A 24490-nucleotide genomic window follows, 5' to 3' on the forward strand; every position below is an offset into this window, starting at 1 on the left:
GCCCCTTCCCCCTGCGGAGCCGCCATGCCCGTCCGGATCGTGTACGAGTCGCACGCCACGACCACCGACAACGAGGCCGGCATCGCCACGGGATGGCTGCCGGGGCGGCTCTCGGAGACCGGGCGCCGCCAGGCCGCCGAACTGGGCGACCGGCGGCGCGGCACCGGGCTCGACGCCGTCTACACCTCGGACCTGGCCCGCGCCGTGGAAACGGCCCGCATCGCCTTCGCCGGGACGGACGCCCCGGTGCTCCTCCGGGACGCCCGCCTGCGCGAGTGCGACTACGGGGACCTGAACGGCGCCCCGACCTCGGTCCTGCATCCGCTGCGCACCCGCCACATCGACCGCCCCTGGCCCGGCGGCGGCCAGAGCTACCGGGACGTGGTCGAGGCGACGGCCGCGTTCCTGCGCGACCTGGCGGCCGCGTGGGACGGGGGCCGGGTCCTCCTGATCGCCCACTCGGCGAACCGCTGGGCGCTGGACTGCCTGCTCGCCGGGGCCCGGCTGGAAACCCTCGTCGCGCACCCACCTCCGTGGCAGCCGGGCGTCTCCTACACGCTGCCCTGAACCAGCACCGCCGCGTGCGGCAGCGCCAGCAGCCCGTCGTCCGTGAGGAACTCGCGGCACAGCGCGTCGTACTCCCGCTTGGCCGCCGCCGCACCCTCGGGCCCGGCGGCGGTGACTATCCCGCCGACCGCCCCGATCCCGGCGGCGGGGCCCGCCCACCACTCCTCCGGATCGACGCGGTGGTCCCAGGCGTACGTGTCGCCCCGGACGTCCGCGAACCCGGCGGCCGTGAGCAGTGCGGCCAGCCCGTCCGGGGTGCGCGGGAAGTTGAGTTCCTCGTCGACCGTGGCCAGCCAGTCGGGCGGGGTGAGCCCGGCCGCCTTGGCGGCCCGCCCGACCAGCGTCTGCCCCGGTGTGCCGGGCAGCTGCCACACCGTGACGGCGATCCGGCCGCCGGGGCGAGCGACCCGCCGCATCTCGACGAGGGCGTCCAGGGGGCGGCCGACGTGGTTGAGCACGAAGTTGCCCACGACCGCGTCGAACTCGGCGTCCTCGTACGGCAGTCGGGGCAGGGTCCCGGCGCGCACCTCGACGCGGGGCGCGGCCCGCCGGGTGGCGGCGACCATGTCGGGCTCGGCGTCCACGGCCCGGACGGCGGCGCCCCGCGCGAGGGCCGCCGCGGTCACGTTGCCGGTGCCGCACCCCACGTCGAGCAGGCGCGTCCCGGCCGTGACACCGGCGGCGTCCAGCAGGGCGGGCACGGTACGGACGCAGAGCGGGGCGGCGGTGCGGGCGTAGCTCGCGGCCTGCCCGTCCCAGATCCGCCGCTCCATCACGTCGAACGCGGTCATACGCCGTCCTTCCCAGTACCTCAGCGGATGTTGCGGGCCAGCCAGGGCGAGAGCTGCATGCGGGGCACCAGCTCCTTGTACGTCTCGTCCCCCGGCAGCGGCACGACGAGCCACTCCCCCGACAGGAGGAACCGCCCTCGCTTGACGTGGGCCATCCCCCCGTACACCGACCGCAGGAACGCCGGCACCGAGTCGCGGGGCACGTCGTCGAACACCACCCCGTCCACGGTGATCCGCGCGTCGTCCTCCGGAAACACCTGCACGGTCACGGCGGGCACCCCGCCCAGCTCGATGAACGCCTCGTGCGGCAGCGAGCCGTCCGCGTCCACCACGGCGAACGCCCCCGCCGAGGCGCGCCGCGACGTCCGGTCGGCCCCGATGTCGTCCGTGACGGCGACCTCCAGGTTGTACTCCCGCGCGACCTCCCGCACAGCGGTGACGGCGGCCTCGGTGGAAGCCAGGTGGGGGTGCGTCACGCCACCGCGACCGTGTGCGCGACGAAGGCCGCCCAGGCGTGCGGGGCGTGGGTGAGGTGGGGGCGGTGGATGTCCTTGGAGTCCCGCACGAGGACGAGGCCGGGGGTGGCGGCGACCTCGACGCAGTTGTTGCCGCTGCTGCTGTCGCTGTAGCTGCTCTTGATCCAGCTCACCGCAGAAGCGTCCCCGACAGAGGGCTTGTTGGTCATGTCTCTCCCAGCACTCGCTCAATGAAGGCCAGTGACTCCGCTGGCGTCAGGGCCTGGGCCCGGATCATGCCATACCGAAGTTCCAGGATACGGAGCTGTTTGGGCTCGGTGACAGGGCGGCCGTTGAACGCCCCCCACGAGCGGCCCACGGCCGTGCCGTCGCCGAACTTCAGCACCTCGATCCCACCGTCCAGCCCAGGATGGGTCTCGCAGTTGAGCGGCATGATCTGCAGGGACACGTTCCTCAGATGCGCGATGGCGAGCAGCCGCTCCAGCTGCCTTCGCCACTCCATTACGCCGCCGATGGGGCGGCGCAGTGCCGCCTCCTCCAGGACGAAGCTGAGCGCCGGGGCCGGCGTACGGTCGAAGATCGCGCGTCGCGCCAAGCGAGCGGCCACCCCGCGTTCCACCTCGTCCCGAGAGTAGGAGGGCTGGCGGGTCTCCAGCAGCGCACGGGCGTGGCCCTCCGTCTGCAGGAGGCCGTGCACGCCGTGCTCGGCGTACACCGCCAGCTCCACCGCCTGGGCCTCCATCTTGGCCAGGTCCCGGACCTTCTTCGGGTACCGGACCACCGCCAGGTCCTGCTTCATCACGGCGATCTTGCCGTTCGCGCCCAGAGCGTCGTCGGCCTTGTCCATGTACTCCGGGCGGGGAATCCGCCGGCCGCCCTCGACCTTGTAGACCAGGTCCTCTCCGTACCCGATCACCGCCCCGAACTCGGCGGCTCGCAGGCGCGCCGCCTCGCGCCAGGCCTTGAGTTGCCGGCCCACGGCGGCGACCACGGCCACGCCCGATTCGTCCTCGGGGTCGACGTCCCAACCGTGTTCGGCCGTGTCGTTGTCGGCGTTCCTGTCCTTGCCGACCGCATCCACACTCATCCGTACCCCACTTCCGACGTGCGTGCCGTTCTTCTTCAACCGCTGACGTCCCCCCCGCGTCACGCGGGACAGCCGGGACAACGCCGGACAAGCGCTGGACAGTCACCGTCACCGTACGCACCGGACGTGCACCGGGTCGCGGGTTTCCGCGACCCGGTGCCGTACGTCGCGGACGGCCGCGACCCGGTGCGTCACGACGTCTCCTGCTTGAAAGAACCTCCGGGAAAGAACCTCACCCCACCCCACCCGAACCCGGTACGAACGCTGATCACTCGCGCGGGTGACAAATGGCAACTGAGCTGGATTTGGGGTCGGTTGTCGGGCATATGCTCGCCGCGAAACCCCCAGACGCAAGTCGGCCCCGACCGGGACGGAACCCCGGGCAGGGCCTGACCACCGAGGAAGAAGAGCCTTCCCGATGACTTCCCAGCAGGTTATCGCGCCCCCGTGCGCCCCGCCCGGTTCTCCCGGCGACGTCACACCGACTTCCGGTGTCATCCACGTCAACTCCCGCCACACGTCCGGCTTCACGGTCATCGGCAACCACCTCGCGCAGCACAGCACGCTGTCCCTGCTGGCGATCGGGATCGCCGTCCACATCCAGTCACTGCCCGAGGGCGCGAGCGTCGGCATCAAGACCCTGACCGCCCGCTTCCCGGAGAGCGAGATGCGGATCGCCGCCGCCCTGCGGGAGTTGGAGGCGGCGGGCTATCTGCGCCGCCTCCGCGTACGCCTGCCGGACGGCCGCGTACGCACCCGGACGGAGTCCCACAACCGGCCGCACGCCACGACTCCGGTGCCCCCGGCTTCGTACGCCCCACCGCGCCCCGCCCCCGCGACGCCCCCGCCCCCTCCTCCGCCCCCTCCTCCGCCCCTTCGTCCGGCCCGGAAACCGGAATCCGGGCCGAAGCCGCCCACCCCCGGCGCCCGGCCGGTCTCCCTCCCCCATGCCCGCACCGCCGCCCTGCTGTTGGCGGACCTCCGCCGCCACACCCCCGTCCTCACGCTGTCCGGGGCGGACATCACCGCCCTCGTGCCGGAGGTCGCCGCCTGGCTGGAGCGCGACGCGGACCCGGACACCATCCGCCGGGCCCTCAGCACAGACCTCCCGGCGCCCCTCACCCACCCCGCGCGCCTCCTGCGCCACCGCCTCCGGGCCCTCCTGCCACCCCCACTCCCCGACCCGGCGGACCTCGTCCGGCAACGCGCGGCCCCCACCGTCGTCCCGCTCCAGAACTGCGACGACTGCAACCGCGCCTTTCGCGCCCCGGAACCCGGCCGGTGCCGCGACTGCCGGACCGGTGGGCACCAGCCCGGATGACCGGCGCCCGCGGCGGCTGGGGCGGGAGCCGAGCCCTGTGCGGGGCGGAGGGCGCGTGTCAGCATGGCGCCGTGACAGAGATCAGCAAGGGGAAGGGTCCGGCGACTCCCGGACAGCCGGGGCAGGGCGGGCCGGTTCCGCCGGAGATTCCGCACGGAGTCGTCGGGAAGTCGTCGGAGTCGGGGCCGGGTTCAGGCGCGGGTTCCGTGTCGTCCGGGGCCGGGGCCGGGGCGCGGGCAGAGGTCCCCGCGCTGCCGCCGCGCCGGATCGGCCTCGCGGACGGCGGACGGTGGGCCGGGCTGATCGCGCCGTCGCCCGCCCCGTCCGCCGAGACGGCCGCGGCCGCGAGCGTCCTCGGCGGGGAGTTCGAGGACATCGTGTACGCAGGCGGGGGCGACGCCGTGTTCGCCATGGAGGAGACGCCTCCGGCCGGTTACGTCCTGGTCGACGTCGCCCGGACGGGCTCGGGCCTCTTCCTGCTGGACTCCCTCGACTGGAACCGCAGGGAGGCCGTCCACTTCGGCGGCGGCCACCCGCCCCTGCGATTCGGCCGGCGGGTGATGTGGTGCGACAACCTGTACCCCCTGCGCTTCCGCGTCCAGTGCGACAGCCGGGAGGAGTGGGTGATCGTGGTCCGGTCCCTCGGCGCGGTGCGTGCGCTCGGCGAGGGGGCCACCGGGCGGGGCGCCGACGTCCTGCTCCACACCGGGCCGGCGGGCGAGCTGGTCCTGCGGGCGCGCTCGGCGGCGGGGAGCGGGTCGCTGCGCGTCGAGGGCCACAGGCCGCGTCGCCCCGGCGGCGCCACCACGTACCCGCAGACGCTGGTGAGCGAGGCGGACCGGCGCCCGGAGGCCGCAGGGGCGCTCCCCGAAGGGCCGCTGGTGCTGGGGGTCGTCGAAGGGGACGGGGACTGGTCGCTCGACGTCCGGCCGGCCCGTCCTGCGGAGACCGGGAAGCCGGGGTTCTGGAACCGTCTGCGCGGGCGCTAAAGCGCTCCTTGCTCGACCGATCCTCGCTCGACCGCTCCTCGCCAGACCGTGATGTCGCCCAGAAGGAAGGCGCTCGCAGGGACCGCGGTCGACTTCGTCGCGATCACGAACAGCGCGATGTCCCCCGAGGGGTTCTTGATGCAGATCTCGCTTCCGTTGGCGACGACGGCGGTGGGAAGGCGGTGCGCCTTCTCGTAGGTAAACCGCTGGCGGCAGTCGTCGAGCGTGGTGCCCGGCTTGTCGCTCGGCTGGGCGAATACGCTCGCGTCGCTCATCAGCGCGCAGCCGTTCGTCCCGCAGCCGAAGCGGACCTCGCCCTTGCCGCTCGTCAGCGGCACGTCCGGGTCCGCGAGGTTCAGTGAGCGCTGCGCGCTGAGCATGACCATCGGGTACGGCTCGGGGAGCGGCTCGCTGGGCGAGGGGGACGGGGTCGGCGTCGGAGTCGGTGTCGGGGATGCCTTTCGCGTGGCGCCCCCGGTGTCCGTGTCCTTGCTCGGGGCGGCCGGGGCGGCCGGGGTCCCCGCGGTGTCCCGGTGTGCGTCGCCGCCGCCGGGGCCCACGGTCTGCCAGGCCAGGACCGCGGCCAGCAGCGCGCTCACCGCGCCGACCGCCGACACCAGCGCCGCGCGCCTTCTGCGGGCGCGGCGCCCGTCCTGCGCCGGTCCGGGCGTCGCGGGCCCGGCCGGTGGCTCCGGCTGCGCCGGGGTCGCCTCGGGCACCGGGGGCGGGACCTCGCTCTCCGGTCCGCCGATCTCCCGCCACACGGCGGGCACCCCGTCCGCCTCGGCGACCGCCCCCAGCCGTTGCCTGCACCAGTCCACGATCTCCGCCGGAGCGGGCCGCTCCGCCGGGTCGGCGGCCAGGCACCGGGCGAACAGGGGCCGCAACGGCTCGGGGAGCGGGGCCAGTTCGGGCTCGGAGTGGACGATCCGGTACAGCACGTCGACGCCGGGGCCGTCCCCGTAGAGCGGCCTGCCCAACGCCGCGAACGCGGCGGTCTGGGCGAGGGCGAAGACATCGGTCGCCGCCGTGATCGGCTGCATGGACGCCTGTTCCGGGGCCATGTACGCGGGTGTGCCGAGCGGGTGTCCCGTCGCCGTGTACGCCGTCGCGTCGGCGGCGAGCGCGATGCCGAAGTCGATCACACGCGGGCCGTCCGAGGCCAGCAGCACATTCGACGGCTTCAGGTCGCGGTGGACGATGCCCTCGGCGTGGATGGCCCGGAGCGCCTCGGCCGTGCCCGCCATCAGCCACAACAGGGCGGGCACCGGCAGCGAGCCCCGCCGGGCCACGGCCTGGGAGAGGGAGGGGCCGGGCACGTACAGCGTGGCCAGCCAGGGCTGCGCGCAGTCCGGGTCGGCGTCCAGCAGTTCGGCCGTGTACGCGCCGCGTACCCGGCGGGCCGCCCGGACCTCCCGGCGGAACCGCTTCCTGAAGTCCGGGTCGTCGGCCAGCTCCGGGCGTACGACCTTGATCGCCACCGGCCGGCCGCCCTCGGTGTGCGAGAGGTAGACGCGGCCCATGCCGCCCGCGCCCAGCCGGGCGGCAAGCCGGTAGCCGCCCACCACCACCGGGTCGGTCTCCTGAAGTGGCTGGAATATCTCCGTCACCTGGTCTCGCCCCGCTCCCCCACCGTGCCGCACCGACCGCGACAGCAGCCTAACAACGGCGCGAACCCCGGCCGCCGGGGCCGTCGTTCGCACCAAAACGCGCAGCACGCATGCCGAGTTTCCTGTTCTCTCAACTGGGCCGCCTTGACCCGTCTGTCACGGCGTCGCGAGGATCGAACAGGACGCCAGCCTACGCAGGGGGTCAGCCAGTGAAGCTCAACCAACTCGCAAGCGAGTGCGACGAGGGGCCGTGCCCGACCGTGTGGGCGATAGAGGGGACAGGGAGCGTTTTAGTGCAGGGCTTCAAGGTGGATGACGAGGAAGCGCTCACCACCATGCAGCTACCGAACAACGAAACCGCCGTGCGTGTCCCTATGTCGCTGATTCTGAGGGTGGCCCGTGAACATCTCGCCTGACGAATTCGGAAAGCTCTTCACTGAGTTTCAGCGGGAAGCGTTCCGGCTGGAGACCCTGGACGATTACAGCAAATCGGGCGGGGTCGACGCCTACCACGCATTCTTGGCCGGTAGGCCGCAGCCGGAAGAGTACAAGTCAGCCGGTTGGGTCACGACCGTACGAGATGCCACGCAAGCCGGAAAGCGCATGTACCGCGTGCACGTCCTGGCTCGCCCCCTGAGTGATTACCTGCGGTTCGAGCTCGGTTGGGGTTACGCCCGGAACCAAGAAGCCGGGGAGAAGTTCTTCATCCTCGACACCACCGAACAGCCGAACCCGCTGGAGGGTGTGCCGGACTTCTGGGCCTTCGATGAACGCTCGGTCGTGACTATGCAGTACGGCGGCGGTGGAGAGTTCCTGGGCGCAGAACTGATCCCCGAGGAGCAGGCGCGGGAATGGCTGGAGCGTCGAGACGCAGCCATGAGTAACGCTGTGCCGTTCCGCGACTGGTGGGAGCAGCACAAGCCGGCGTGAACAACATCAATATCGGTCGGGCGCTGCGGGAACTGCGAGAGGCCGGCGGAAGGCAGGCCAAGGCGGTCGCCCGTAGCGCTGTCATGTCTCCGAGCAAGCTCAGCAAGATCGAGAACGAAGCGCTTGCGCCGAGCGTGATGGACGTGGAGCGCATCCTCACGGCCTTGGAGGTCTCGGAGGAGGTCAAGGCCCGACTCACCGAAGCTGCCCGCAAGGCGGCCACGGAGGCGACGGCATGGCGCATCTTGCGGCGTACCGGGCTCCACAAGCACCAGGACGAGATCCGGGCGATTGAAGCTCAAACGAGCCTCATGCGGCTGTTTCAGCCGTCGTGCTTTCCCGGCCTACTCCAGACCCCCGAGTATGCCCGCGCCATTCTTAGCAGACACGGGTACACGCAAGGTGCCCTGGAGAAGATGATGGGCGCACGTCTGCTCCGGCAAGAGGTCTTGCACGACACCGCCCGAACCTTTCGGTTCGTGGTCACCGAGTCCGTACTCAGATGGAAAATCGTTCGCCCTTCGATGCTGGCAGCGCAGCTGGACAAGCTCATCACCATGTCGAGAATGCCGAACGTGAGCATCGGGGTACTCCCTCTATCGGCACCCATGACCGACTTGCCCAGTTCCTCGTTCGTTCTCTTCGACACCAACCTGGCCATTATCGAGATCCCTCACGCAGAGATCACCACTACGGAAGCCAAGGACGTCGAGCTGTACCTGAACAAGTTCGACGGCTTCGAGGGCGCGGCCGTCACGGGCGAGGAAATGCGGCGCTTCGTCGCGGGGCTCCGGGACGACTTCTTGAGGCAACAGGAATCGGGCTAGAGGTTCCTCGGTGACGGCCCGAGGATGTACTCGTGCCGACCGAAAGGACGGCGGCATGGGGCAGACATGGAAATTCTGCCCCCAGCACTGATCCCACAGGAAGGCACACCCATGCCCGGAACCGACCTGTACAGCCTGCCCATCGACGGCGCCACGTTCTACAAGGCGTGCGGGGGCAGCACGCATCCGGATGGCGAGTCCTGCGCCACGCTGGCGAAGATCGGCCCCCAGGCATGGGCGATGGGCGACAGCAAGCGCCCCGGTGCGGAGCCTTTGCGCTTCACCACCGAGGAACTGAACGCGGCCGGTATCGACCCGGCCCGCTTCGGCCTGTCCGCCTGACGCCCGTCCATGACGCCCCCGGTCCTGGCTCCCCCGAGAGGCAGGACCGGTTGGGCGCCCCTCCTCTTCTTGCACTGAACGGGACGACAGTTGCACCACCACGGCTACCTGTGGGTCGGCTCCAAGCAACGGTTCGATGACGAGGCGCTGAGGCGGCCGCCGCACCCCGATCCACCACCGGCCGACAGGCCGGAGCTTGCCCAGCGATACAAGGAAGTGAAGGCGGAGTTCCCAATCGTGGACCTGCCACCGCTGGAAACAGCCCACTGGCTGATCAAACCCGCGAAGCTCGTGCGGGGCGCCTGGGGGGAGCCGAAGGAAGCGGCGGAATGGCTCGGGCGACAACTGGCGGAGTACGCGCCCCGGTTCTCCTCCGAGTCGGACCGCGACAGTACGCGGCTGGCGCTGCTGGTCCGCTCTGCTGCCGATCGGCTGGGCCGGGGTGGAGACGTGTCCCACGGCTTCTACCTGGAGAGGCCGGCATTTCTGTCCGTAGCTCTGGTGACGTGTTCTCCGAACCGTGCCGCACCGGACCTGGCCTGCCCGGCCCCCGGCGTCGCGCCGGGGGCCGCGTTGTATGTGCAGGTCAGTGGCTGTAACCCTGCTACGGCAGGTTGCGGGCCATGACGATGCGCTGGACCTGGTTGGTGCCCTCGTAGATCTGGGTGATCTTGGCGTCGCGCATCATGCGCTCCACCGGGTAGTCGCGGGTGTAGCCGTAGCCGCCGAGGAGCTGGACCGCGTCGGTGGTGATCTCCATGGCGGCGTCGGAGGCGAAGCACTTGGCGGCGGCGCCGAAGAACGTCAGGTCGCCGTCGACGCGCTCCGACTTGGCGGCGGCCGCGTAGGTGAGCTGGCGGGCGGCCTCCAGCTTCATGGCCATGTCGGCGAGCATGAACTGGACGCCCTGGAAGTCGGCGATCGGCTTGCCGAACTGCTTGCGCTCCTTGACGTAGCCCTTGGCGTAGTCGAGGGCGCCCTGCGCGATGCCGAGGGCCTGGGCCGCGATGGTGATGCGGGTGTGGTCCAGGGTCTTCATCGCGGTGGCGAAGCCGGTACCCTCCTCGCCGATCATGCGGTCGGCGGGGATGCGGACGTTGTCGAAGTAGACCTCGCGGGTCGGGGAGCCCTTGATGCCGAGCTTCTTCTCGGGCGCGCCGAAGGAGACGCCCTCGTCGGACTTCTCGACGACGAAGGCCGAGATGCCCTTGGAGCGCTTCTCCGGGTCGGTGACGGCCATGACCGTGTAGTACTCGGAGACGCCCGCGTTGGTGATCCAGCGCTTCACGCCGTTGAGGACCCAGAAGTCGCCGTCGCGCACGGCGCGGGTCTTCATGCCGGCCGCGTCGGAGCCCGCGTCCGGCTCGGAGAGGCAGTACGAGAACATGCCGTCGCCCTTGGCCAGCGGGCCCAGGTACTTCTTCTTCAGGGCCTCGGAGCCGGACAGGACGACCGGGAGCGAGCCGAGCTTGTTCACGGCCGGGATCAGGGAGGAGGAGGCGCAGGCACGGGCCACCTCCTCGATCACGATGACCGTGGCGAGCGCGTCGGCGCCGGCGCCGCCGTACTCCTCCGGTACGTGCACCGCGTGCAGATCGGCGGCGGTCAGGGCGTCCAGCGCCTCCTGCGGGAAGCGGGCCTCCTCATCGACCGCGGCCGCGTGCGGGGCGATCTTCGCCTCGGCGAGCGCACGCACCGTCTCACGGAGCAGCTCGTGCTCCTCGGCCGGACGGTACAGGTCGAAATCGGTCGAACCCGCCAAGACGCTCACTCCCCAGGGTGCTAACTACCGTTAAGTAACCCAATTTTAGGCGTTCGACCCGCCCCCGGCATACGCGCTCGGGCCGTGAGCTGCGCGACAGCCGGAAAACAGGGGTTCCGCGGCCCGGACTATGCTCATTCCCCGCGTGCCCGTCCGCATGCCCGTCCGCCCGCCCGTCCGCGTCTCACAGGAGCACCTCATGGCCCTCACCAGGATCACCGTGATCGGCACCGGCTACCTGGGGGCCACCCATGCCGCGGCCATGGCGGAGCTGGGCTTCGAGGTCCTGGGGCTCGACGTGGTGCCCGAGAAGATCGAGATGCTGTCCGCCGGCCGGGTGCCGATGTACGAACCCGGTCTCGAGGAGATGCTGCGGCGGCATGTCGTGGGCGTCGAGGGGGCCAGCGGGCGGCTGCGGTTCACCACCTCGTGGGAGGAGGTCGCCGAGTTCGGCGACGTCCACTTCGTCTGCGTGAACACCCCGCAGAAGCACGGCGAGTACGCCTGCGACATGACGTACGTGGAGAGCGCCTTCGACTCGCTGGCGCCGCTGCTGACCCGGCCCGCCCTGGTCGTCGGCAAGTCCACCGTGCCCGTCGGCTCCGCCTCCCGCCTCGCCGCCCGGCTCGCGGAGCTGGCCCCCGTGGGCGCCGGCGCGGAGCTGGCCTGGAACCCGGAGTTCCTGCGCGAGGGCTTCGCCGTCCAGGACACCCTGCACCCGGACCGGATCGTCGTCGGCGTGACCAGCGAGCGGGCCGAGAAGCTGCTGCGCGAGGTGTACGCCGTCCCGGTCGCGGAGGGCTCCCCGTTCGTCGTGACGGACTACCCGACCGCCGAGCTGGTGAAGACGGCCGCCAACTCCTTCCTGGCCACCAAGATCTCGTTCATCAACGCCATGGCGGAGGTCTGCGAGGCCGCCGACGGCGATGTGGCCAAGCTCGCCGAGGCCATCGGGCACGACGACCGCATCGGGAAGAAGTTCCTGCGGGCCGGCATCGGCTTCGGCGGCGGCTGCCTGCCCAAGGACATCCGCGCCTTCATGGCCCGCGCCGGTGAGCTGGGCGCCGACCAGGCGCTGACCTTCCTGCGCGAGGTCGACTCGATCAACATGCGCCGCCGGGGCCACATGGTGGAGCTGGCCCGCGAGGCCGTGGGCGGCGGCTCCTTCCTCGGCCGGCGGGTCGCCGTGCTCGGCGCCACGTTCAAGCCGGACTCGGACGACGTACGGGACTCGCCCGCGCTCAACGTCGCGGGGCAGGTCCACCTCCAGGGCGGCCAGGTCACCGTCTACGACCCCAAGGGCATGGACAACGCCCGCCGGCTCTTCCCGACCCTCGGCTACGCGGAGAGCGCGCTCGACGCGGTGCGCGGCGCCGACGTCGTCCTGCATCTGACGGAGTGGCGGGAGTTCCGCGAGCTGGACCCGGAGGCGCTGGGCGCGGTCGCGGGCCGCCGGATCATCCTCGACGGGCGCAACGCGCTGGACCCGGCCGTGTGGCGCGAGGCCGGCTGGACGTTCCGCGCGATGGGCCGCCCCACCGCCTGACCGCCCCACCGTCCCACCGCCTGACCGCGCCGCCCGGCCCCTCTTCTCAGCCGCGACGCGCCCGGTACGTACGCATCTTCGCGCGCGCCCCGCACACCGACATCGAGCACCAGCGGCGGCGCCCCGCCGGGCTGCGGTCGTAGTAGGCCCAGCGGCAGTCCGCCGCCTCGCACGCCTTGAGCCTGGCCCAGGTGCCGTCCGCCGCCGCGGCGGCGACCGCGGCGGCGATCCGCGCCGTCAGCCCCGGCGGCTCCTGCACCGGGCGCAGCGCCGCCACGCCCGCCGCGTCCACCGTGACCCGAAGCGGCGCCTCGGCGAGCAGCCGGTCCAGTTCGCACAGCGGGCTGTCGTCCGAGCAGTGTCCGGCGTGCGCCAGGCAGGCGGCGCGCAGGGCCTCGCGCAGCACGCGGGCCGCCGGGAGGTCGGGCTCCGCGAGGGCGAAGGGGGCACGCCCCTCCGCCGTGTCGAGGCTGTCCGCGCCGGTCTCGACGTCCAGGGTGTTGACCAGCGCCTCGACCAGCGCGAGCCCACCGGGCGCGGAATCCCTCTCATTCATGGTTGCGACGTTACCGCCCATGGGGGAGCATGCAGTAACGGTTACCGGTTGATCGGTTCAAGCGGTAACCGCCTGTCCGTAGTCTGCCCGAGGAGGAAGCAACATGGCTCTGGCCACAGTGGGTGCCGTCGTCCTGGACTGTCCCGACCCCGTCGCCCTGGCGGACTTCTACGCCGCGCTGCTCGGCGGCGAGGTCCGGCGGCAGGAGGACTGGGTGGACCTCGAAGGAAGCGCCGGCGCCCCGCTCGCCTTCCAGGCCGCGCCCGGCTTCGTACCGCCGAAGTGGCCGCGCGCGGACGCCTCGCAGCAGGTCCATCTGGACCTGAAGGTGGCGGATCTGGACGCGGCGGAGCGCGAGGTGCTGGCGCTGGGCGCGACGGTGCTGGACGCGGAGGACCGGGAGCGCTCCTTCCGGGTGTATGCCGACCCGGCGGGGCACCCGTTCTGCCTCTGCGCCTGCTGAAATCGCCCCCTAGGCCGCCGGGGCGTCCAGCTGTTCGATCCTCGCGTGCGACGGGCCGCGCAGCGCCCGCTGCTCGCGGGCCACGTCCTCGGCGGCGCGCAGCACCCGTACGGCGTTGCGCCAGGTGAGCTTGGCCAGGTCGGCGGCGGACCAGTTGCGGCGCATCAGCTCCGCGACCAGGTTCGGGTAGCCGGCGACGCTCTCCAGGCCGTGCGGGAGGAAGGCGGTGCCGTCGTAGTCGCCGCCGATGCCGACGTGGTCGATGCCGGCGACGTCGCGCATGTGGTCGAGGTGGTCGGCGATGGTGGCCACCGTGGCGACCGGGCGGGGCTGGGCCGCCTCGAACGCGGCGTGCAGTTCCATGGCGCGCGCGGTGGTGTCCAGGTGGTGCAGCCCGTGGGCGCGCAGGTTCTCGTCGGCGGCCTGCGTCCAGGCGACGGCCTCGGGCAGGACGAACTTGGGGACGAAGGTGGCCATGGCGATGCCGCCGTTGGCCGGGAGCAGTTCCAGCACGTCGTCCGGGATGTTGCGCGGGTGGTCGCAGACGGCGCGCGACGAGGAGTGCGAGAACATCACCGGCGCGACGGAGGTGGCCAGCGCGTCCCGCATGGTCGTCGCGGCGACGTGCGAGAGGTCCACCAGCATGCCGGTGCGGTTCATCTCGCGGACGACCTCGTGGCCGAAGGGCGAGAGGCCGCCGACGCCGGGCTCGTCGGTCGCGGAGTCGGCCCAGGCGATGTTGTCGTTGTGGGTGAGCGTCATGTAGCGGACGCCCAGGGCATACAGGCCGCGCAGGGTGCCCAGCGAGTTCGCGATGGAGTGGCCGCCCTCGGCGCCCATCAGGGACGCGATCCGGCCCTCGGCGCGGGCGGCCTCCATGTCGTCGGCGGTCAGGGCGCGCCGCAGGTCGGCCGGGTAGCGGTCGAGCAGTTCGGCGACGGCGTCGATCTGTTCCAGGGTCGCGCTGACGGCGGCGTCGCCCGCGAGGTCGGAGCGTACGTAGACGGACCAGAACTGGGCGCCGACGCCCCCGGCGCGCAGCCGGGGGATGTCGGTGTGCAGGTGGGCCGACTGGTCGGTGGCGATGTCCCGTGCGGCCAGGTCGTAGCCGACCTGCTCGCGCAGCGCCCACGGCAGGTCGTTGTGGCCGTCGACCACGGGGTACTCGGCGAGGAGTTCCCGCGCCCGGTCCAGTCGGTCCGTCACGGCGCCTACTTCCCGAAGCCGAAGGACTCCGTGCCGGCCACCTTCTGGCGCAGCCGCTTGCCCTTCTCGGTCGCCTGGTCGTTCAGGTCGCCCAGGAACTCCGTCATCCGGTCCCGGAGCTCGGGGTCGGCCGCGGCCAGGATGCGGACGGCCAGCAGTCCGGCGTTGCGCGCGCCGGCGACGGAGACCGTGGCGACGGGGATGCCGGCGGGCATCTGGACGATGGACATGAGGCTGTCCATGCCGTCGAGGTACTTCAGCGGGACCGGTACGCCGATGACGGGCAGCGGGGTGACCGAGGCGAGCATGCCGGGCAGGTGGGCGGCGCCGCCCGCGCCCGCGATGATCGCCTTGAGGCCGCGGCCGGCCGCGTTCTCGCCGTACGCGATCATCTCGCGGGGCATGCGGTGGGCGGAGACGACGTCGACCTCGTAGGGGATCTCGAACTCGTCGAGGGCCTTGGCCGCCGCTTCCATGACGGGCCAGTCGGAGTCCGAGCCCATGACGATGCCGACGACCGGTGCGGTGGAGGCGGGGGAAGTCATTCGGTGATCGTTCCTCGCAGATAGTCGGCCGCGTGCCGGGCGCGCTCGCGCACGTCCGCCAGGTCGTCGCCGTAGGTGTTGACGTGGCCGACCTTGCGACCGGGCTTCACGTCCTTTCCGTACATGTGGATCTTGAGCTGCGGGTCGCGCGCCATGCAGTGCAGATAGCCCTGGTACATGTCCGGGTAGTCGCCGCCCAGGACGTTGCACATGACCGTCCAGGGGGCGCGGGGGCGCGGGTCACCGAGCGGGAGGTCCAGGACCGCCCGGACGTGGTTGGCGAACTGCGAGGTGATCGCGCCGTCCATGGTCCAGTGGCCGGAGTTGTGCGGGCGCATGGCCAGCTCGTTGACGAGGATGCGCCCGTCCCTGGTCTCGAACAGCTCCACCGCGAGGTGGCCGACGACGCCCAGCTCGGCGGCGATGCGCAGCGCGAGCTGCTGGGCCTCGCCCGCCAGCTCCTCGTCCAGGTCGGGGGCCGGGGCGATGACCGTGTCGCAGACGCCGTTCACCTGGATGGACTCGACGACCGGGTAGGCGACGGCCTGGCCGTGCGGCGAGCGGACGATGTCGGCCGCGAGCTCCCGTACGAAGTCGACCTTCTCCTCGGCCAGGACCGGGACCCCGGCCCGGAACGGCTCGGCGGCGTCCGCCTCGGAGCGGACCACCCAGACGCCCTTGCCGTCGTAGCCGCCGCGCACGGTCTTCAGGACGACGGGGAAGCCCCCGGCCTCCCCGGCGAAGGCCGCGACGTCGGCCGGGTCGGCCACGATGCGGTGGCGGGGGCAGGGCGCGCCGATCTCGGTGAGCTTCGCGCGCATCACCCCCTTGTCCTGGGCGTGCACCAGGGCGTCGGGGCCGGGGCGGACGGGGATGCCGTCCGCCTCCAGGGCCCGCAGATGCTCGGTGGGCACGTGCTCGTGATCGAAGGTGATCACGTCACAGCCGCGCGCGAAGGCCCGCAGCGTCTCCAGGTCGCGATAGTCGCCGACGACGACCTCGCCCACCACCTGGGCCGCTGAGTCCTGAGCGGTGTCGCTGAGGAGCTTGAACTTGATGCCGAGGGGGATGCCCGCCTCGTGGGTCATTCGGGCGAGTTGACCGCCACCGACCATGCCGACTACCGGGAACGTCACGCTCCCAGGGTATCCGCACCGCCCGCCGGCGGCTCCGGGCAGGGGGCGGGGCCGGCCGCACACGTTCCCGTACGCACAGGCGTACGGCGGGTGTCCTGGTTAGCATGGCCGGGTTGACGGAGCATGGAGCGGGACCTACGGACGGACTGAGCGATCACATGAGCGAGCGAGGCGCACTGCGGGCCCGGCTGGAGTCGCTGGCCCGGGAGGTCGCCAAGTTCGGCGTGGTCGGCGCTGTCGGCCTGGTGGTCAACATCGTCGTGTCGAACCTGCTGTGGCGCTACACGGAGATCCCGACCGTGCGGGCCGGGCTGCTCGCCACGTTCGTCGCGATCCTCTGCAATTACGTGGGCTTCCGCCACTGGACGTACCGCGACCGCGACAAGACCGGCCGCACCCGCGAGCTGACCCTGTTCCTGCTGTTCAGCGCGGCGGGCGCGGTGATCGAGACGGGAGTGCTGTACGTGGCGACGTACGGGTTCGGCTGGGACACCCCGGTGCAGAGCAACGTCTTCAAGATCGTCGGGATCGGTGTCGCGACGCTGTTCCGCTTCTGGTCCTACCGGACGTGGGTCTTCAAGGCGCTGCCCGCGCCGGAGGCGGCTGCTGACAAAGGAGCCCTGGTGACCGTGCCCGCCCCGGCGGTGCGCGAGGCGGATGCGGCACGGCGGTAGGGCTACCTCACCGGACGTTCCGTTTCCGCTTCCGTCCGGCTCTGGGCCATGCGGCTCAGGAAGAGGGCGAAGACCGGGGGCTGCTGCTGGAGGAGTTCCAGCCGGCCGCCGTCCGCCTCGGCGAGGTCGCGGGCGACGGCGAGGCCGATGCCCGTGGAGTTGCGGCCGCTGATGGTCCGCTCGAAGATCCGCGCCCCCAGGTCGGCCGGGACGCCGGGGCCCTCGTCCGTCACCTCGATCACCGCCTGATTGCCGGTGACCCGCGTGCGCAGGGCGACCGTGCCCCGCCCGTGCATCAGGGAGTTCTCGATCAGCGCGGCCAGGACCTGGGCGACCGCGCCCGGCGTGCCCACGGCGCTGAGCCCCTGCTTGCCCGAGCACACGATGGCGCGGCCCTCGCCCCGGTAGGCCGGGCGCCACTCCTCGATCTGCTGCTTGACGACCTCGTCCAGGTCGAAGACGACCGCCGAGCCGGTCCGGGGGTCGCGGGCGTTGGTGAGCAGCCGCTGCACCACGTCCGTGAGCCGTTCGACCTGGGCGAGCGCGATGTGCGCCTCCTCCTTCACGGTCTCCGGGTCGTCGGTGAGCGAGATCTCCTCGATGCGCATGGACAGCGCGGTGAGCGGGGTCCGCAGCTGGTGGGAGGCGTCGGCGGCGAGCCGGCGCTCCGCGGTGAGCATGCGGGCGATCCGTTCGGCGGAGGCGTCGAGGACGTCGGCGACACGGTCCAGCTCGGGCACCCCGTACCGCTTGTGGCGCGGGCGGGGGTCGCCGGAGCCCAGGCGTTCGGCGGTCTCGGCGAGGTCGGTGAGCGGCGAGGCGAGCTTGTTGGCCTGGCGCACGGCGAGGAGGACGGCGGAGACGATGGCCAGCAGCGCCACCGCGCCGATGATCATCAGGGTGCGGCCGACCTCTCGGGTGACGGCGGAGCGGGACTCCTCGACGGTGACCCGCTCGCCGTGCTCGCCCGTCTCGGTGGCGGTGATCACGCTGCCGGTGGGGCGCTCGCCGACCTCGATGGGGGCCCGGCCCGCCATCTTGACCAGGGCGTAGCGCTTGCTGTCGATCTGCTCGGCGAGCACTTCGGGGTTGATCCGCTCCTCGCCGAGGAGCCGGCTCTCGATGACGCTGATCAGCCGGAGCGCCTCGGAGTCGACGCTCTCCTGGGCGCTGCTGCTGATGGTGCGGGTCTCGACGATGACGAGGGAGACGCCGAAGACGGCGATCACCACGAGCACGACGGCGAGGGTGGAGTTGATCAGTCGTCGGCGCATGCCTGCTTCTGTACGTCGTCGGCTCGGGCTGCTGGCGCGGGGGCGTCAGCTCGTGCGGCTCGCCGGTCGTCAGCTCTTCTCGAAGCGGAAGCCGACGCCCCGGACGGTGGCGATGTAGCGCGGGTTGGCCGCGTCGTCGCCGAGTTTCTTGCGGAGCCAGGAGATGTGCATGTCGAGGGTCTTGGTGGAGGACCACCAGGTGGTGTCCCAGACCTCGCGCATCAGCTGGTCGCGGGTGACGACCCGGCCGGCGTCCCGTACGAGGACGCGCAGGAGGTCGAACTCCTTGGCGGTGAGCTGCAGTTCCTCCTCGCCCATCCAGGCCCGGTGCGATTCGACGTCGATGCGGACGCCGTGCGTGGCGGGCTGGGGGGCGGGCTCGGCGGCGCCGCGCCGCAGCAGGGCCCGGACGCGGGCGAGCAGTTCGGCGAGGCGGAAGGGCTTGGTGACGTAGTCGTCGGCGCCGGCGTCGAGCCCGACGACCGTGTCCACCTCGTCGGCGCGGGCGGTCAGCACCAGGACCGGCACGGTGTGACCCTCGGCACGGAGCCGGCGGGCGACTTCGAGGCCGTCCATGCCGGGCAGCCCCAGGTCGAGCACGACCAGGTCGATGCCGCCCTGGAGACCGGCGTCGAGCGCGGTCGGGCCGTCTTCCCGCACCTCGACCTCGTAACCCTCCCGCCGCAGGGCGCGGGCCAGCGGTTCCGAGATGGATGCGTCGTCCTCGGCGAGCAGTACACGGGTCATGCACTGATGGTAGTCCGCGCGGGGTAGGAGGCGGGAGGTGATCCGCAAGCCCTGCGGGTCACCTCCCGGAGCGGGGGCAGACCTTGGAATGTGCGAGCGCGATCATGCCCACACCTGTGATCCATCTCTCAAGTCCTTCCATATCGCTCTCTGTCATGCCGTATGGTGGCCCAACGCCTATTGCACTACTCAAGGACCTTTGGGCTGCTCTGAGCGCCAAAGGTCTCTTTTGTGTGCGGGGCCGGTACCCGCCGGCCCGGAAGTACCTCAGTGAATGACCTGTGGGCCGGGCCCGGATCGCCGATGACGGCGCCTCCGGGCGTGGATCCCGTCGCGGAGGGCGTGCCCGCGGCGGTGCCGGCCTCCCCCCACCGGGCGCGGACCCGCCTCTTCGCGGCGCCGCGTCCCGAGCACACAAGGATCGATCATGGCGTCCAGCCTGACGAAGGACCCGTCGAGCACCGCCGGTGGCGAGAAGGCCTTCTTCGGCCACCCCCGGGGCCTGGCCACGCTCTTCATGACGGAGATGTGGGAGCGGTACAGCTTCTACGGCATGAAGGCGCTGCTCCCGCTGTACTTGATCGCGCCCGGCGGCATGCACATGAACGCCGCCACCGCGACGACCATCTACTCCGCCTACATGGCGATGGTCTACCTGCTCGCCATGCCCGGCGGCTGGATGGCCGACCGGTTCTGGGGTCCGCGCCGGACGGTCGCCATCGGCGGCGCCGTCGTCATCCTCGGCCACATCACGCTCGCGGTGCCCAACTCGGCGACCTTCTTCGCGGGGCTGGCGCTGGTCGCGCTCGGTTCCGGGCTGCTGAAGGCCAACATCTCCACGATGGTCGGCCACCTCTACAACGGCCCCGAGGACCCGCGCCGCGACGGCGGCTTCACGCTCTTCTACATCGGGATCAACGTCGGCGCCTTCCTCGCCCCGCTGACCATCGGCACCGTCGGCGAGAAGGTCAACTGGCACTTCGGCTTCGCGCTGGCCGCGCTCGGCATGGCGCTGGGTCTCGCCCAGTTCATGCTCGGCACCCGCCACCTGAGCCCGCGCAGCGACATCGTCACCACCCCGGCGACGGCGCAGGAGAAGCAGTCCGCGCTGCGCAAGGGCATGATCTGGCTGATCGTCGCGGTCGTCTTCTACGGCCTGCTCGGCATCACCGGCAACTTCGTCGACTGGGGCGTCCTGCCGATCACCCTGGCCGGGCTGATCATCCCGGTCGCCGTCCTGGCCCGCATGAAGCGCGACAAGGAGCTGACCGACACCGAGCAGTCCAAGCTGTCGGGCTACATCTGGTTCTTCGTGGTCGCGGCCGTCTTCTGGATGATCTACGACCAGAACGGCTCGACGCTGTCGATCTTCGGTAAGAACTCGACGACGAACAGCCTGTTCGGGTTCGACTTCCCGACCTCCTGGTACCAGTCGCTGAACCCGATCTTCGTGATGGCGATGGCCCCCGTGCTCGCCTCGGCGTGGCTGTGGCTGAACAAGCGCGGCAAGGAGCCGAGCACCGCGGTCAAGTTCGCCTCCAGCCTCGTGCTGATCGGCGTCTCCTTCGCGGTCTTCCTGATCCCGCTGATCGACACCGCCGCCAATGGCGGCAAGGTCAGCCCGATGTGGCTGGTCTCGGTCTACTTCATCCAGACCGTCGCGGAGCTGTGCCTGTCGCCGGTCGGCCTGTCGGTGACCACGAAGATGGCGCCGGCGAAGTACAGCTCGCAGATGATGGGCGTCTGGTTCCTCGCCGTCACCGCCGGCGACTCCGTGACCGGTCTGCTCACCTCCAAGCAGCTCGGCGTGAACCTGGACACCACCGGGGCGGTCGCCTTCGAGGTGATCCTCGCCGTCGTCGCCGGTGTGGGCATCTGGATGTACCGCAAGAAGGTCGCCCAGCACATGGGCGACGTGCGCTGACCGCACCGGTCCCCGTACGCGAGAGGGGCCGCCGCACCGGAAGGGTGCGGCGGCCCCTCTTTCGCGTTACGGCGGCCGGTGCGGTGGCGGGGTCACGCCGGGGCGGCCAGCTCCGCCCAGACGGTCTTGCCGGGCTCGCCCGGCACCCGTACGACGCCCCAGTCCAGGCAGAGCCGCTGGACGATGAACATGCCGTGTCCGCCGGGCCGCCCGGCCCGGTGCGGCGTACGGGGCGCGGGCTGGCCCGCGCCGCCGTCCGCGACCTCCACGCGCAGCACCTTGGGGCTGCGGGCGATCCGGATCTCGTCGGGGCCGCCCGCGTGCAGGCAGGCGTTGGTGACCAGCTCGGAGACGACGAGCAGGACGTCCTCCGCGGCGGCGCGGCGGTCGGCGCTCGACGCGGGGAGCCAGCCCCAGTCGTGCAGCGCCTGACGGGCGAAATCACGGGCCGTCGGCACGATGCCGGTGGCCTCCCGCAACGACAGCGTGCGCCACTGCCGGTCGGCGGCCCCGTCCGGCCGGACGGGCTCGGCGGAGGAAACGCCCGCGCCCTCCGGCTCGCGGCCGAGGTCGCCCGGCGGATGCTGCCGGGTGGTGCTCATCAGCGCTTCACCTCACCGATTCACCATGTCGCCATTGGACAGATACGAACGATTGAACAGATACGAGTACGCATACCGATACGGACACTGATACAGGAACCGCACGGGCACGGAAGGCCGGACCGAACGGGCTCGCCGGAAGATCTCCTGCCCGGCCGAACGGCGACGACACCCCCCGGCCCTTCGCCGATCGCGTAACTCGCGCGACCGGACCCGTGCGGCCGGGGAGGAGTCCGGTCAGGTCTCCAGGGCCTCGGCGAGCGAGGCATGGACGGTGAACACCGCCTCGGCGCCCGTGATCTCGAAGACCCGAGCCACCACCGGCTGCATCGCGGCCAAATGAACCCCTCCCCCGGCTGCCTCCGCCTTGAGGCGCGCACCGAGCAGCACGTTCAGCCCGGTGGAATCACAGAAGTCGAGTCGCGAGCAGTCGACCACCAGGCGCACGCGCCCCTGCTCGACCGCGCTCTCCAGCGGCTCGCGCAGCAGATCCGCCGTGTGGTGGTCGAGCTCACCGACCGGCGTCACCACCTCGCTGAGCCCCTCGGTCCGGGCCTCGACCTGAAGCCGACCCCGGTTCGCACTGCCGACCGTCCCGCGGTCCATGCCCGTCCCTCTTCATCGCTCGTCACTGTCCGCATCACCACATCCACGGATGCGTGCCAGTTGTCACTGATGTTCTTGGAACAGTACGCGTTCCCTGCGCCACGCGGTAGCGGAAGACCTCAACAAACCGGACATATAGCGTCAATTGGCGGTTGTACCGAGCGGTGGCGAGCGGGTAAGGGTAGAGGGACCCCCAAAACGACACGACCGGCTTCGGAGGCGCCGCTTCACCGCAGGAACACGTATGGGCATCGGCAGCCATATGCCGAGAACGATGGAGGAGACCACATGTCGCCCCGGCTCGACGTACCGCGTACCCACGACGCGCCGTCAGCATGTCCCCAGGGACACACCGCATCAGACACCGAAGCGCCCGACGGGCTCGAAGGCCTTGAGGGACTGCCCGAGATCCCGCCCTACACCGAGGTGGGGGCGCTGGACGCCAGGGCCCTGTCGAAGACGCTCTTCGCCCGGCTCGAAGTCCTCGACGAGGGCACGCCGGAGTACTCGTACGTACGCAACACCCTCGTCGAGCTGAACCTGGCCCTGGTCAAGTTCGCCGCGTCCCGGTTCCGCTCCCGCAGCGAGCCGATGGAGGACATCGTCCAGGTCGGCACGATCGGCCTCATCAAGGCGATCGACCGTTTCGAGCTCAGCCGCGGGGTCGAGTTCCCGACCTTCGCGATGCCGACCATCATCGGCGAGATCAAGCGCTTCTTCCGCGACACCAGCTGGTCCGTGCGCGTCCCGCGCCGCCTGCAGGAGCTGCGGCTCGACCTGGCCAAGGCGGGCGACGAGCTCGCCCAGCAGCTCGACAGGGCGCCCACCGTGGGCGAGCTCGCCGACCGCCTTGGCCTCGGCCACGACGAGGTCGTGGAAGGCATGGCCGCGAGCAACGCGTACACCGCCAGCTCGCTGGACGCCACGCCCGACGAGGACGAGCACGAGGGCGCGCTGGCCGACCGGATCGGTTACGAGGACCACGGCCTCGAAGGCATCGAGTACGTCGAGTCCCTCAAGCCGCTCATCGCCGCGCTGCCGGGCCGCGACCGCAAGATCCTCTCGCTCCGGTTCGTCGCCAACATGACGCAGTCGGAGATCGGCGAGGAGCTGGGCATCTCCCAGATGCACGTGTCCAGACTGCTCTCGCGCACGCTGGTCAAGCTGCGCAAGGGTCTGACGCTGGACGAGTGAGGCTCGGCCACCGACGGGAAGGGCCCGCCCCCTCGGGGCGGGCCCTTCCCGTTTCGCCGCGTCAGCCGCCGTACGGGGCCACCACGCGCTCCCCGGCCCGCCACACCTCGCGGACCAGCGGCACGCCCGGCCGGTACGCGAGGTGGACGTGGCTCGGCGCGTCCAGCAGGACCAGGTCGGCGCGGGCACCCGGAGCGAGCCGGCCGACGTCGTCGCGGCGCAGGGCCGCCGCGCCGCCCGCCGTGGCGGACCAGACGGCCTCGTCCGGGGTCATGCCCATGTCCCGCACGGCCAGGGCGACACAGAACGGCATCGACGAGGTGAACGAGGAGCCCGGGTTGCAGTCCGTGGAGAGCGCGACGGTGGCGCCCGCGTCGAGCAGCCTGCGGGCGTCCGGCCAGGCGGCGCGGGTGGAGAACTCGGCGCCCGGCAGCAGGGTGGCGACGGTGTCCGACTGGGCGAGGGCGTCCACGTCCGCGTCGGTCAGGTGGGTGCAGTGGTCGGCCGAGGCGGCGCCGAGCTCCACGGCGAGCCGGACGCCGGGGCCGTGGCCGAGCTGGTTGGCGTGGACGCGGGCGCGCAGGCCGCGCGCGAGGCCCGCGGTGAGGATGGCGCGGGCCTGGTCGCCGTCGAACGCGCCGCGCTCGCAGAAGACGTCGATCCAGCGGGCGTGCGGGGCGCAGGCGTCGAGCATCGGGCCGGTGACCAGGTCCACGTAGCCGGCCGGGTCGTCGGCGTAGTCCGGGGAGACGATGTGGGCGCCGAGGAAGGTGACCTCGTCGGTGTGGCGGGCGGCGATGCGCAGGGCGCGGGCCTCGTCCTCGACGGTCAGGCCGTAGCCGGACTTGGTCTCCAGGACGGTGGTGCCCTGGCGCAGCGCCTCGGCGAGGTAGCGGGCGACGTTGGCGGAGAGCTGTTCGTCGGTGGCGGCGCGGGTGGCGGCGACGGTGGTGCGGATGCCGCCCGCGCTGTAGGCGCGGCCGGACATGCGGGCGTTGAACTCCTGGGTGCGGTCGCCCGCGAAGACCAGGTGGGAGTGGGAGTCGACGAAGCCGGGGATCACGGCCCGGCCGCCCGCGTCGACGGCGTTGTCGGTGGCGGGTGCTTTGCTGGACGCACCGGTCCAGACGACGCGGTCGCCCTCGATGACGACGGCCGCGTCCTGGATCAGCCCGAGGGGGGAGCCGTCGCCGAGGGAGGGGTCGTTGGTGACCAGGGCGGAGATGTGGGTGATGGCGGTCGTCGTCATCGGGGGGCTGCTCTCCTTGCGTGGGGGAGGCCGGGGGCTGTCGTCCGCCGGGCCGGCTGCTCGGGG

Annotated in this window: 27 protein-coding genes and 1 pseudogene; 13 read left to right on the top strand and 15 right to left on the bottom strand. The window is 71.6% G+C overall.

All coding sequences use genetic code 11. The features are described 5' to 3' along the window. The first annotated feature begins 24 nt into the window (after positions 1-24). Positions 25-567: a histidine phosphatase family protein gene (locus OG710_RS10320; protein WP_330239053.1), complete on the top strand. Its 543-nt coding sequence runs from the start codon at positions 25-27 to the stop codon at positions 565-567. Here OG710_RS10320 and OG710_RS10325 read toward each other — a convergent pair. From OG710_RS10325 to OG710_RS10340, 4 genes are read right to left on the bottom strand one after another with little or no spacing between them, the layout of a single operon-like run. Continuing rightward, the gene (locus tag OG710_RS10325) at positions 552-1358 is read right to left on the bottom strand and encodes a class I SAM-dependent methyltransferase (RefSeq protein ID WP_330239054.1); all 807 of its coding nucleotides are present in this window, start codon (positions 1356-1358) and stop codon (positions 552-554) included. The genes OG710_RS10320 and OG710_RS10325 overlap by 16 nt on opposite strands. A gap of 20 nt (positions 1359-1378) precedes the next feature. After that, on the bottom strand, positions 1379-1834 hold the full coding sequence (locus tag OG710_RS10330) for a hypothetical protein (RefSeq protein WP_330239055.1): 456 nt from the start codon (positions 1832-1834) through the stop codon (positions 1379-1381). Further along, a complete protein-coding gene (locus tag OG710_RS10335; RefSeq protein WP_443064236.1) occupies positions 1831-2007 on the bottom strand; it encodes a DUF397 domain-containing protein in 177 nt (58 codons plus the stop codon). The genes OG710_RS10330 and OG710_RS10335 overlap by 4 nt, the downstream gene beginning before the upstream one ends. A 32-nt stretch (positions 2008-2039) precedes the next feature. Then, the gene (locus tag OG710_RS10340) at positions 2040-2921 is read right to left on the bottom strand and encodes a helix-turn-helix domain-containing protein (RefSeq protein ID WP_330242208.1); all 882 of its coding nucleotides are present in this window, start codon (positions 2919-2921) and stop codon (positions 2040-2042) included. 418 nt (positions 2922-3339) lie between these two features. Here OG710_RS10340 and OG710_RS10345 point away from each other — a divergent pair, with 418 nt between their 5' ends. Then, positions 3340-4242 carry a helix-turn-helix domain-containing protein gene (locus tag OG710_RS10345; RefSeq protein ID WP_330239057.1) on the top strand — a complete coding sequence of 301 codons (903 nt, stop codon included), beginning with the start codon at positions 3340-3342 and terminating at the stop codon, positions 4240-4242. Positions 4243-4448: 206 nt separating this feature from the next. Beyond that, on the top strand, positions 4449-5231 hold the full coding sequence (locus OG710_RS10350) for a hypothetical protein (protein WP_330239058.1): 783 nt from the start codon (positions 4449-4451) through the stop codon (positions 5229-5231). On the opposite strand, the gene OG710_RS10355 is transcribed toward OG710_RS10350, so the two are convergent. Beyond that, positions 5228-6841: a serine/threonine-protein kinase gene (locus tag OG710_RS10355; RefSeq protein WP_330239059.1), complete on the bottom strand. Its 1614-nt coding sequence runs from the start codon at positions 6839-6841 to the stop codon at positions 5228-5230. The genes OG710_RS10350 and OG710_RS10355 overlap by 4 nt on opposite strands. A 293-nt stretch (positions 6842-7134) precedes the next feature. Here OG710_RS10355 and OG710_RS10360 point away from each other — a divergent pair, with 293 nt between their 5' ends. From OG710_RS10360 to OG710_RS10380, 5 genes and pseudogenes are all read left to right on the top strand, one after another. Continuing rightward, a complete protein-coding gene (locus OG710_RS10360) occupies positions 7135-7257 on the top strand; it encodes a hypothetical protein (RefSeq protein WP_330239060.1) in 123 nt (40 codons plus the stop codon). Then, positions 7241-7771, top strand: coding sequence for a DUF6879 family protein (locus OG710_RS10365; protein ID WP_330239061.1), 531 nt, complete (start codon positions 7241-7243; stop codon positions 7769-7771). Before OG710_RS10360 ends, OG710_RS10365 begins: the two co-directional genes overlap by 17 nt. Further along, positions 7768-8598: a helix-turn-helix domain-containing protein gene (locus tag OG710_RS10370; protein WP_330239062.1), complete on the top strand. Its 831-nt coding sequence runs from the start codon at positions 7768-7770 to the stop codon at positions 8596-8598. Before OG710_RS10365 ends, OG710_RS10370 begins: the two co-directional genes overlap by 4 nt. A gap of 111 nt (positions 8599-8709) precedes the next feature. Next, on the top strand, positions 8710-8940 hold the full coding sequence (locus OG710_RS10375; RefSeq protein ID WP_330239063.1) for a DUF397 domain-containing protein: 231 nt from the start codon (positions 8710-8712) through the stop codon (positions 8938-8940). A 90-nt stretch (positions 8941-9030) separates the two neighbouring features. After that, positions 9031-9486: pseudogene (locus tag OG710_RS10380) on the top strand (hypothetical protein); the annotation flags it as partial. Positions 9487-9544: 58 nt separating this feature from the next. Here OG710_RS10380 and OG710_RS10385 read toward each other — a convergent pair. Then, positions 9545-10702 (bottom strand): acyl-CoA dehydrogenase family protein, encoded by a 1158-nt coding sequence (locus tag OG710_RS10385; RefSeq protein ID WP_111330887.1) that lies wholly within the window; start codon positions 10700-10702, stop codon positions 9545-9547. A 199-nt stretch (positions 10703-10901) separates the two neighbouring features. Here OG710_RS10385 and OG710_RS10390 point away from each other — a divergent pair, with 199 nt between their 5' ends. Further along, the gene (locus OG710_RS10390) at positions 10902-12248 is read left to right on the top strand and encodes a UDP-glucose dehydrogenase family protein (RefSeq protein WP_330239064.1); all 1347 of its coding nucleotides are present in this window, start codon (positions 10902-10904) and stop codon (positions 12246-12248) included. A gap of 46 nt (positions 12249-12294) precedes the next feature. On the opposite strand, the gene OG710_RS10395 is transcribed toward OG710_RS10390, so the two are convergent. After that, positions 12295-12804, bottom strand: a complete 510-nt coding sequence (locus tag OG710_RS10395) for a CGNR zinc finger domain-containing protein (protein WP_330239065.1) — start codon at positions 12802-12804, stop codon at positions 12295-12297. Positions 12805-12907: 103 nt separating this feature from the next. On the opposite strand from OG710_RS10395, the gene OG710_RS10400 reads away from it, so the two are divergent. Further along, on the top strand, positions 12908-13267 hold the full coding sequence (locus OG710_RS10400; protein ID WP_330239066.1) for a VOC family protein: 360 nt from the start codon (positions 12908-12910) through the stop codon (positions 13265-13267). A 9-nt stretch (positions 13268-13276) separates the two neighbouring features. Here OG710_RS10400 and OG710_RS10405 read toward each other — a convergent pair whose 3' ends face one another. Genes OG710_RS10405 through OG710_RS10415 form a run of 3 tightly spaced genes read right to left on the bottom strand, consistent with a single transcriptional unit; the run spans position 13277 to position 16154 of the window. Next, positions 13277-14473 carry a dipeptidase gene (locus tag OG710_RS10405; RefSeq protein WP_330239067.1) on the bottom strand — a complete coding sequence of 399 codons (1197 nt, stop codon included), beginning with the start codon at positions 14471-14473 and terminating at the stop codon, positions 13277-13279. Positions 14474-14478: 5 nt separating this feature from the next. Further along, positions 14479-15018, bottom strand: a complete 540-nt coding sequence (gene purE / locus OG710_RS10410) for a 5-(carboxyamino)imidazole ribonucleotide mutase (protein ID WP_330239068.1) — start codon at positions 15016-15018, stop codon at positions 14479-14481. Then, the gene (locus OG710_RS10415; RefSeq protein WP_330239069.1) at positions 15015-16154 is read right to left on the bottom strand and encodes a 5-(carboxyamino)imidazole ribonucleotide synthase; all 1140 of its coding nucleotides are present in this window, start codon (positions 16152-16154) and stop codon (positions 15015-15017) included. Before OG710_RS10415 ends, purE begins: the two co-directional genes overlap by 4 nt. Before the next feature lie 158 nt (positions 16155-16312). Here OG710_RS10415 and OG710_RS10420 point away from each other — a divergent pair, with 158 nt between their 5' ends. Then, a complete protein-coding gene (locus tag OG710_RS10420) occupies positions 16313-16828 on the top strand; it encodes a GtrA family protein (RefSeq protein ID WP_330239070.1) in 516 nt (171 codons plus the stop codon). A gap of 2 nt (positions 16829-16830) precedes the next feature. Here OG710_RS10420 and OG710_RS10425 read toward each other — a convergent pair whose 3' ends face one another. Together OG710_RS10425 and OG710_RS10430 are read right to left on the bottom strand one after the other, a co-directional pair. Then, positions 16831-18102 carry an ATP-binding protein gene (locus tag OG710_RS10425; RefSeq protein WP_330239071.1) on the bottom strand — a complete coding sequence of 424 codons (1272 nt, stop codon included), beginning with the start codon at positions 18100-18102 and terminating at the stop codon, positions 16831-16833. Between the two features lie 69 nt (positions 18103-18171). Then, positions 18172-18849, bottom strand: a complete 678-nt coding sequence (locus OG710_RS10430; protein ID WP_111335481.1) for a response regulator transcription factor — start codon at positions 18847-18849, stop codon at positions 18172-18174. Between the two features lie 427 nt (positions 18850-19276). Between OG710_RS10430 and OG710_RS10435 the strand changes: the two genes are divergently transcribed. Continuing rightward, the gene (locus tag OG710_RS10435) at positions 19277-20773 is read left to right on the top strand and encodes a peptide MFS transporter (RefSeq protein WP_330239072.1); all 1497 of its coding nucleotides are present in this window, start codon (positions 19277-19279) and stop codon (positions 20771-20773) included. 92 nt (positions 20774-20865) lie between these two features. Here the strand turns inward: OG710_RS10435 and OG710_RS10440 are convergent, their stop codons facing one another. Further along, the gene (locus OG710_RS10440) at positions 20866-21375 is read right to left on the bottom strand and encodes an ATP-binding protein (protein ID WP_330239073.1); all 510 of its coding nucleotides are present in this window, start codon (positions 21373-21375) and stop codon (positions 20866-20868) included. Positions 21376-21612: 237 nt separating this feature from the next. Next, positions 21613-21981, bottom strand: a complete 369-nt coding sequence (locus OG710_RS10445) for an STAS domain-containing protein (protein WP_330239074.1) — start codon at positions 21979-21981, stop codon at positions 21613-21615. Between the two features lie 288 nt (positions 21982-22269). On the opposite strand from OG710_RS10445, the gene OG710_RS10450 reads away from it, so the two are divergent. Next, on the top strand, positions 22270-23175 hold the full coding sequence (locus tag OG710_RS10450; protein ID WP_330239075.1) for an RNA polymerase sigma factor SigF: 906 nt from the start codon (positions 22270-22272) through the stop codon (positions 23173-23175). Between the two features lie 61 nt (positions 23176-23236). Here the strand turns inward: OG710_RS10450 and hutI are convergent, their stop codons facing one another. Next, the gene (gene hutI / locus OG710_RS10455; RefSeq protein WP_330239076.1) at positions 23237-24424 is read right to left on the bottom strand and encodes an imidazolonepropionase; all 1188 of its coding nucleotides are present in this window, start codon (positions 24422-24424) and stop codon (positions 23237-23239) included. Positions 24425-24490 lie beyond the last annotated feature (66 nt).

Origin of the sequence: Streptomyces sp. NBC_00525, from assembly GCF_036346595.1 — a bacterium.
GTDB lineage: Bacteria > Actinomycetota > Actinomycetes > Streptomycetales > Streptomycetaceae > Streptomyces.

Excerpts from the sequence above, each read along its gene's own strand:
- OG710_RS10320 (WP_330239053.1), top strand. The coding sequence starts at position 25 with ATGCCCGTCCGGATCGTGTACGAGTCGCACGCCACGACCACCGACAAC.
- OG710_RS10325 (WP_330239054.1), bottom strand. The coding sequence starts at position 1,358 with ATGACCGCGTTCGACGTGATGGAGCGGCGGATCTGGGACGGGCAGGCC.
- OG710_RS10340 (WP_330242208.1), bottom strand. The coding sequence starts at position 2,921 with ATGAGTGTGGATGCGGTCGGCAAGGACAGGAACGCCGACAACGACACG.
- OG710_RS10345 (WP_330239057.1), top strand. The coding sequence starts at position 3,340 with ATGACTTCCCAGCAGGTTATCGCGCCCCCGTGCGCCCCGCCCGGTTCT.
- OG710_RS10375 (WP_330239063.1), top strand. The coding sequence starts at position 8,710 with ATGCCCGGAACCGACCTGTACAGCCTGCCCATCGACGGCGCCACGTTC.
- OG710_RS10390 (WP_330239064.1), top strand. The coding sequence starts at position 10,902 with ATGGCCCTCACCAGGATCACCGTGATCGGCACCGGCTACCTGGGGGCC.
- OG710_RS10395 (WP_330239065.1), bottom strand. The coding sequence starts at position 12,804 with ATGAATGAGAGGGATTCCGCGCCCGGTGGGCTCGCGCTGGTCGAGGCG.
- OG710_RS10400 (WP_330239066.1), top strand. The coding sequence starts at position 12,908 with ATGGCTCTGGCCACAGTGGGTGCCGTCGTCCTGGACTGTCCCGACCCC.
- purE (WP_330239068.1), bottom strand. The coding sequence starts at position 15,018 with ATGACTTCCCCCGCCTCCACCGCACCGGTCGTCGGCATCGTCATGGGC.
- OG710_RS10420 (WP_330239070.1), top strand. The coding sequence starts at position 16,313 with ATGAGCGAGCGAGGCGCACTGCGGGCCCGGCTGGAGTCGCTGGCCCGG.
- OG710_RS10425 (WP_330239071.1), bottom strand. The coding sequence starts at position 18,102 with ATGCGCCGACGACTGATCAACTCCACCCTCGCCGTCGTGCTCGTGGTG.
- OG710_RS10430 (WP_111335481.1), bottom strand. The coding sequence starts at position 18,849 with ATGACCCGTGTACTGCTCGCCGAGGACGACGCATCCATCTCGGAACCG.
- OG710_RS10435 (WP_330239072.1), top strand. The coding sequence starts at position 19,277 with ATGGCGTCCAGCCTGACGAAGGACCCGTCGAGCACCGCCGGTGGCGAG.
- OG710_RS10440 (WP_330239073.1), bottom strand. The coding sequence starts at position 21,375 with ATGAGCACCACCCGGCAGCATCCGCCGGGCGACCTCGGCCGCGAGCCG.
- OG710_RS10445 (WP_330239074.1), bottom strand. The coding sequence starts at position 21,981 with ATGGACCGCGGGACGGTCGGCAGTGCGAACCGGGGTCGGCTTCAGGTC.
- OG710_RS10450 (WP_330239075.1), top strand. The coding sequence starts at position 22,270 with ATGTCGCCCCGGCTCGACGTACCGCGTACCCACGACGCGCCGTCAGCA.
- hutI (WP_330239076.1), bottom strand. The coding sequence starts at position 24,424 with ATGACGACGACCGCCATCACCCACATCTCCGCCCTGGTCACCAACGAC.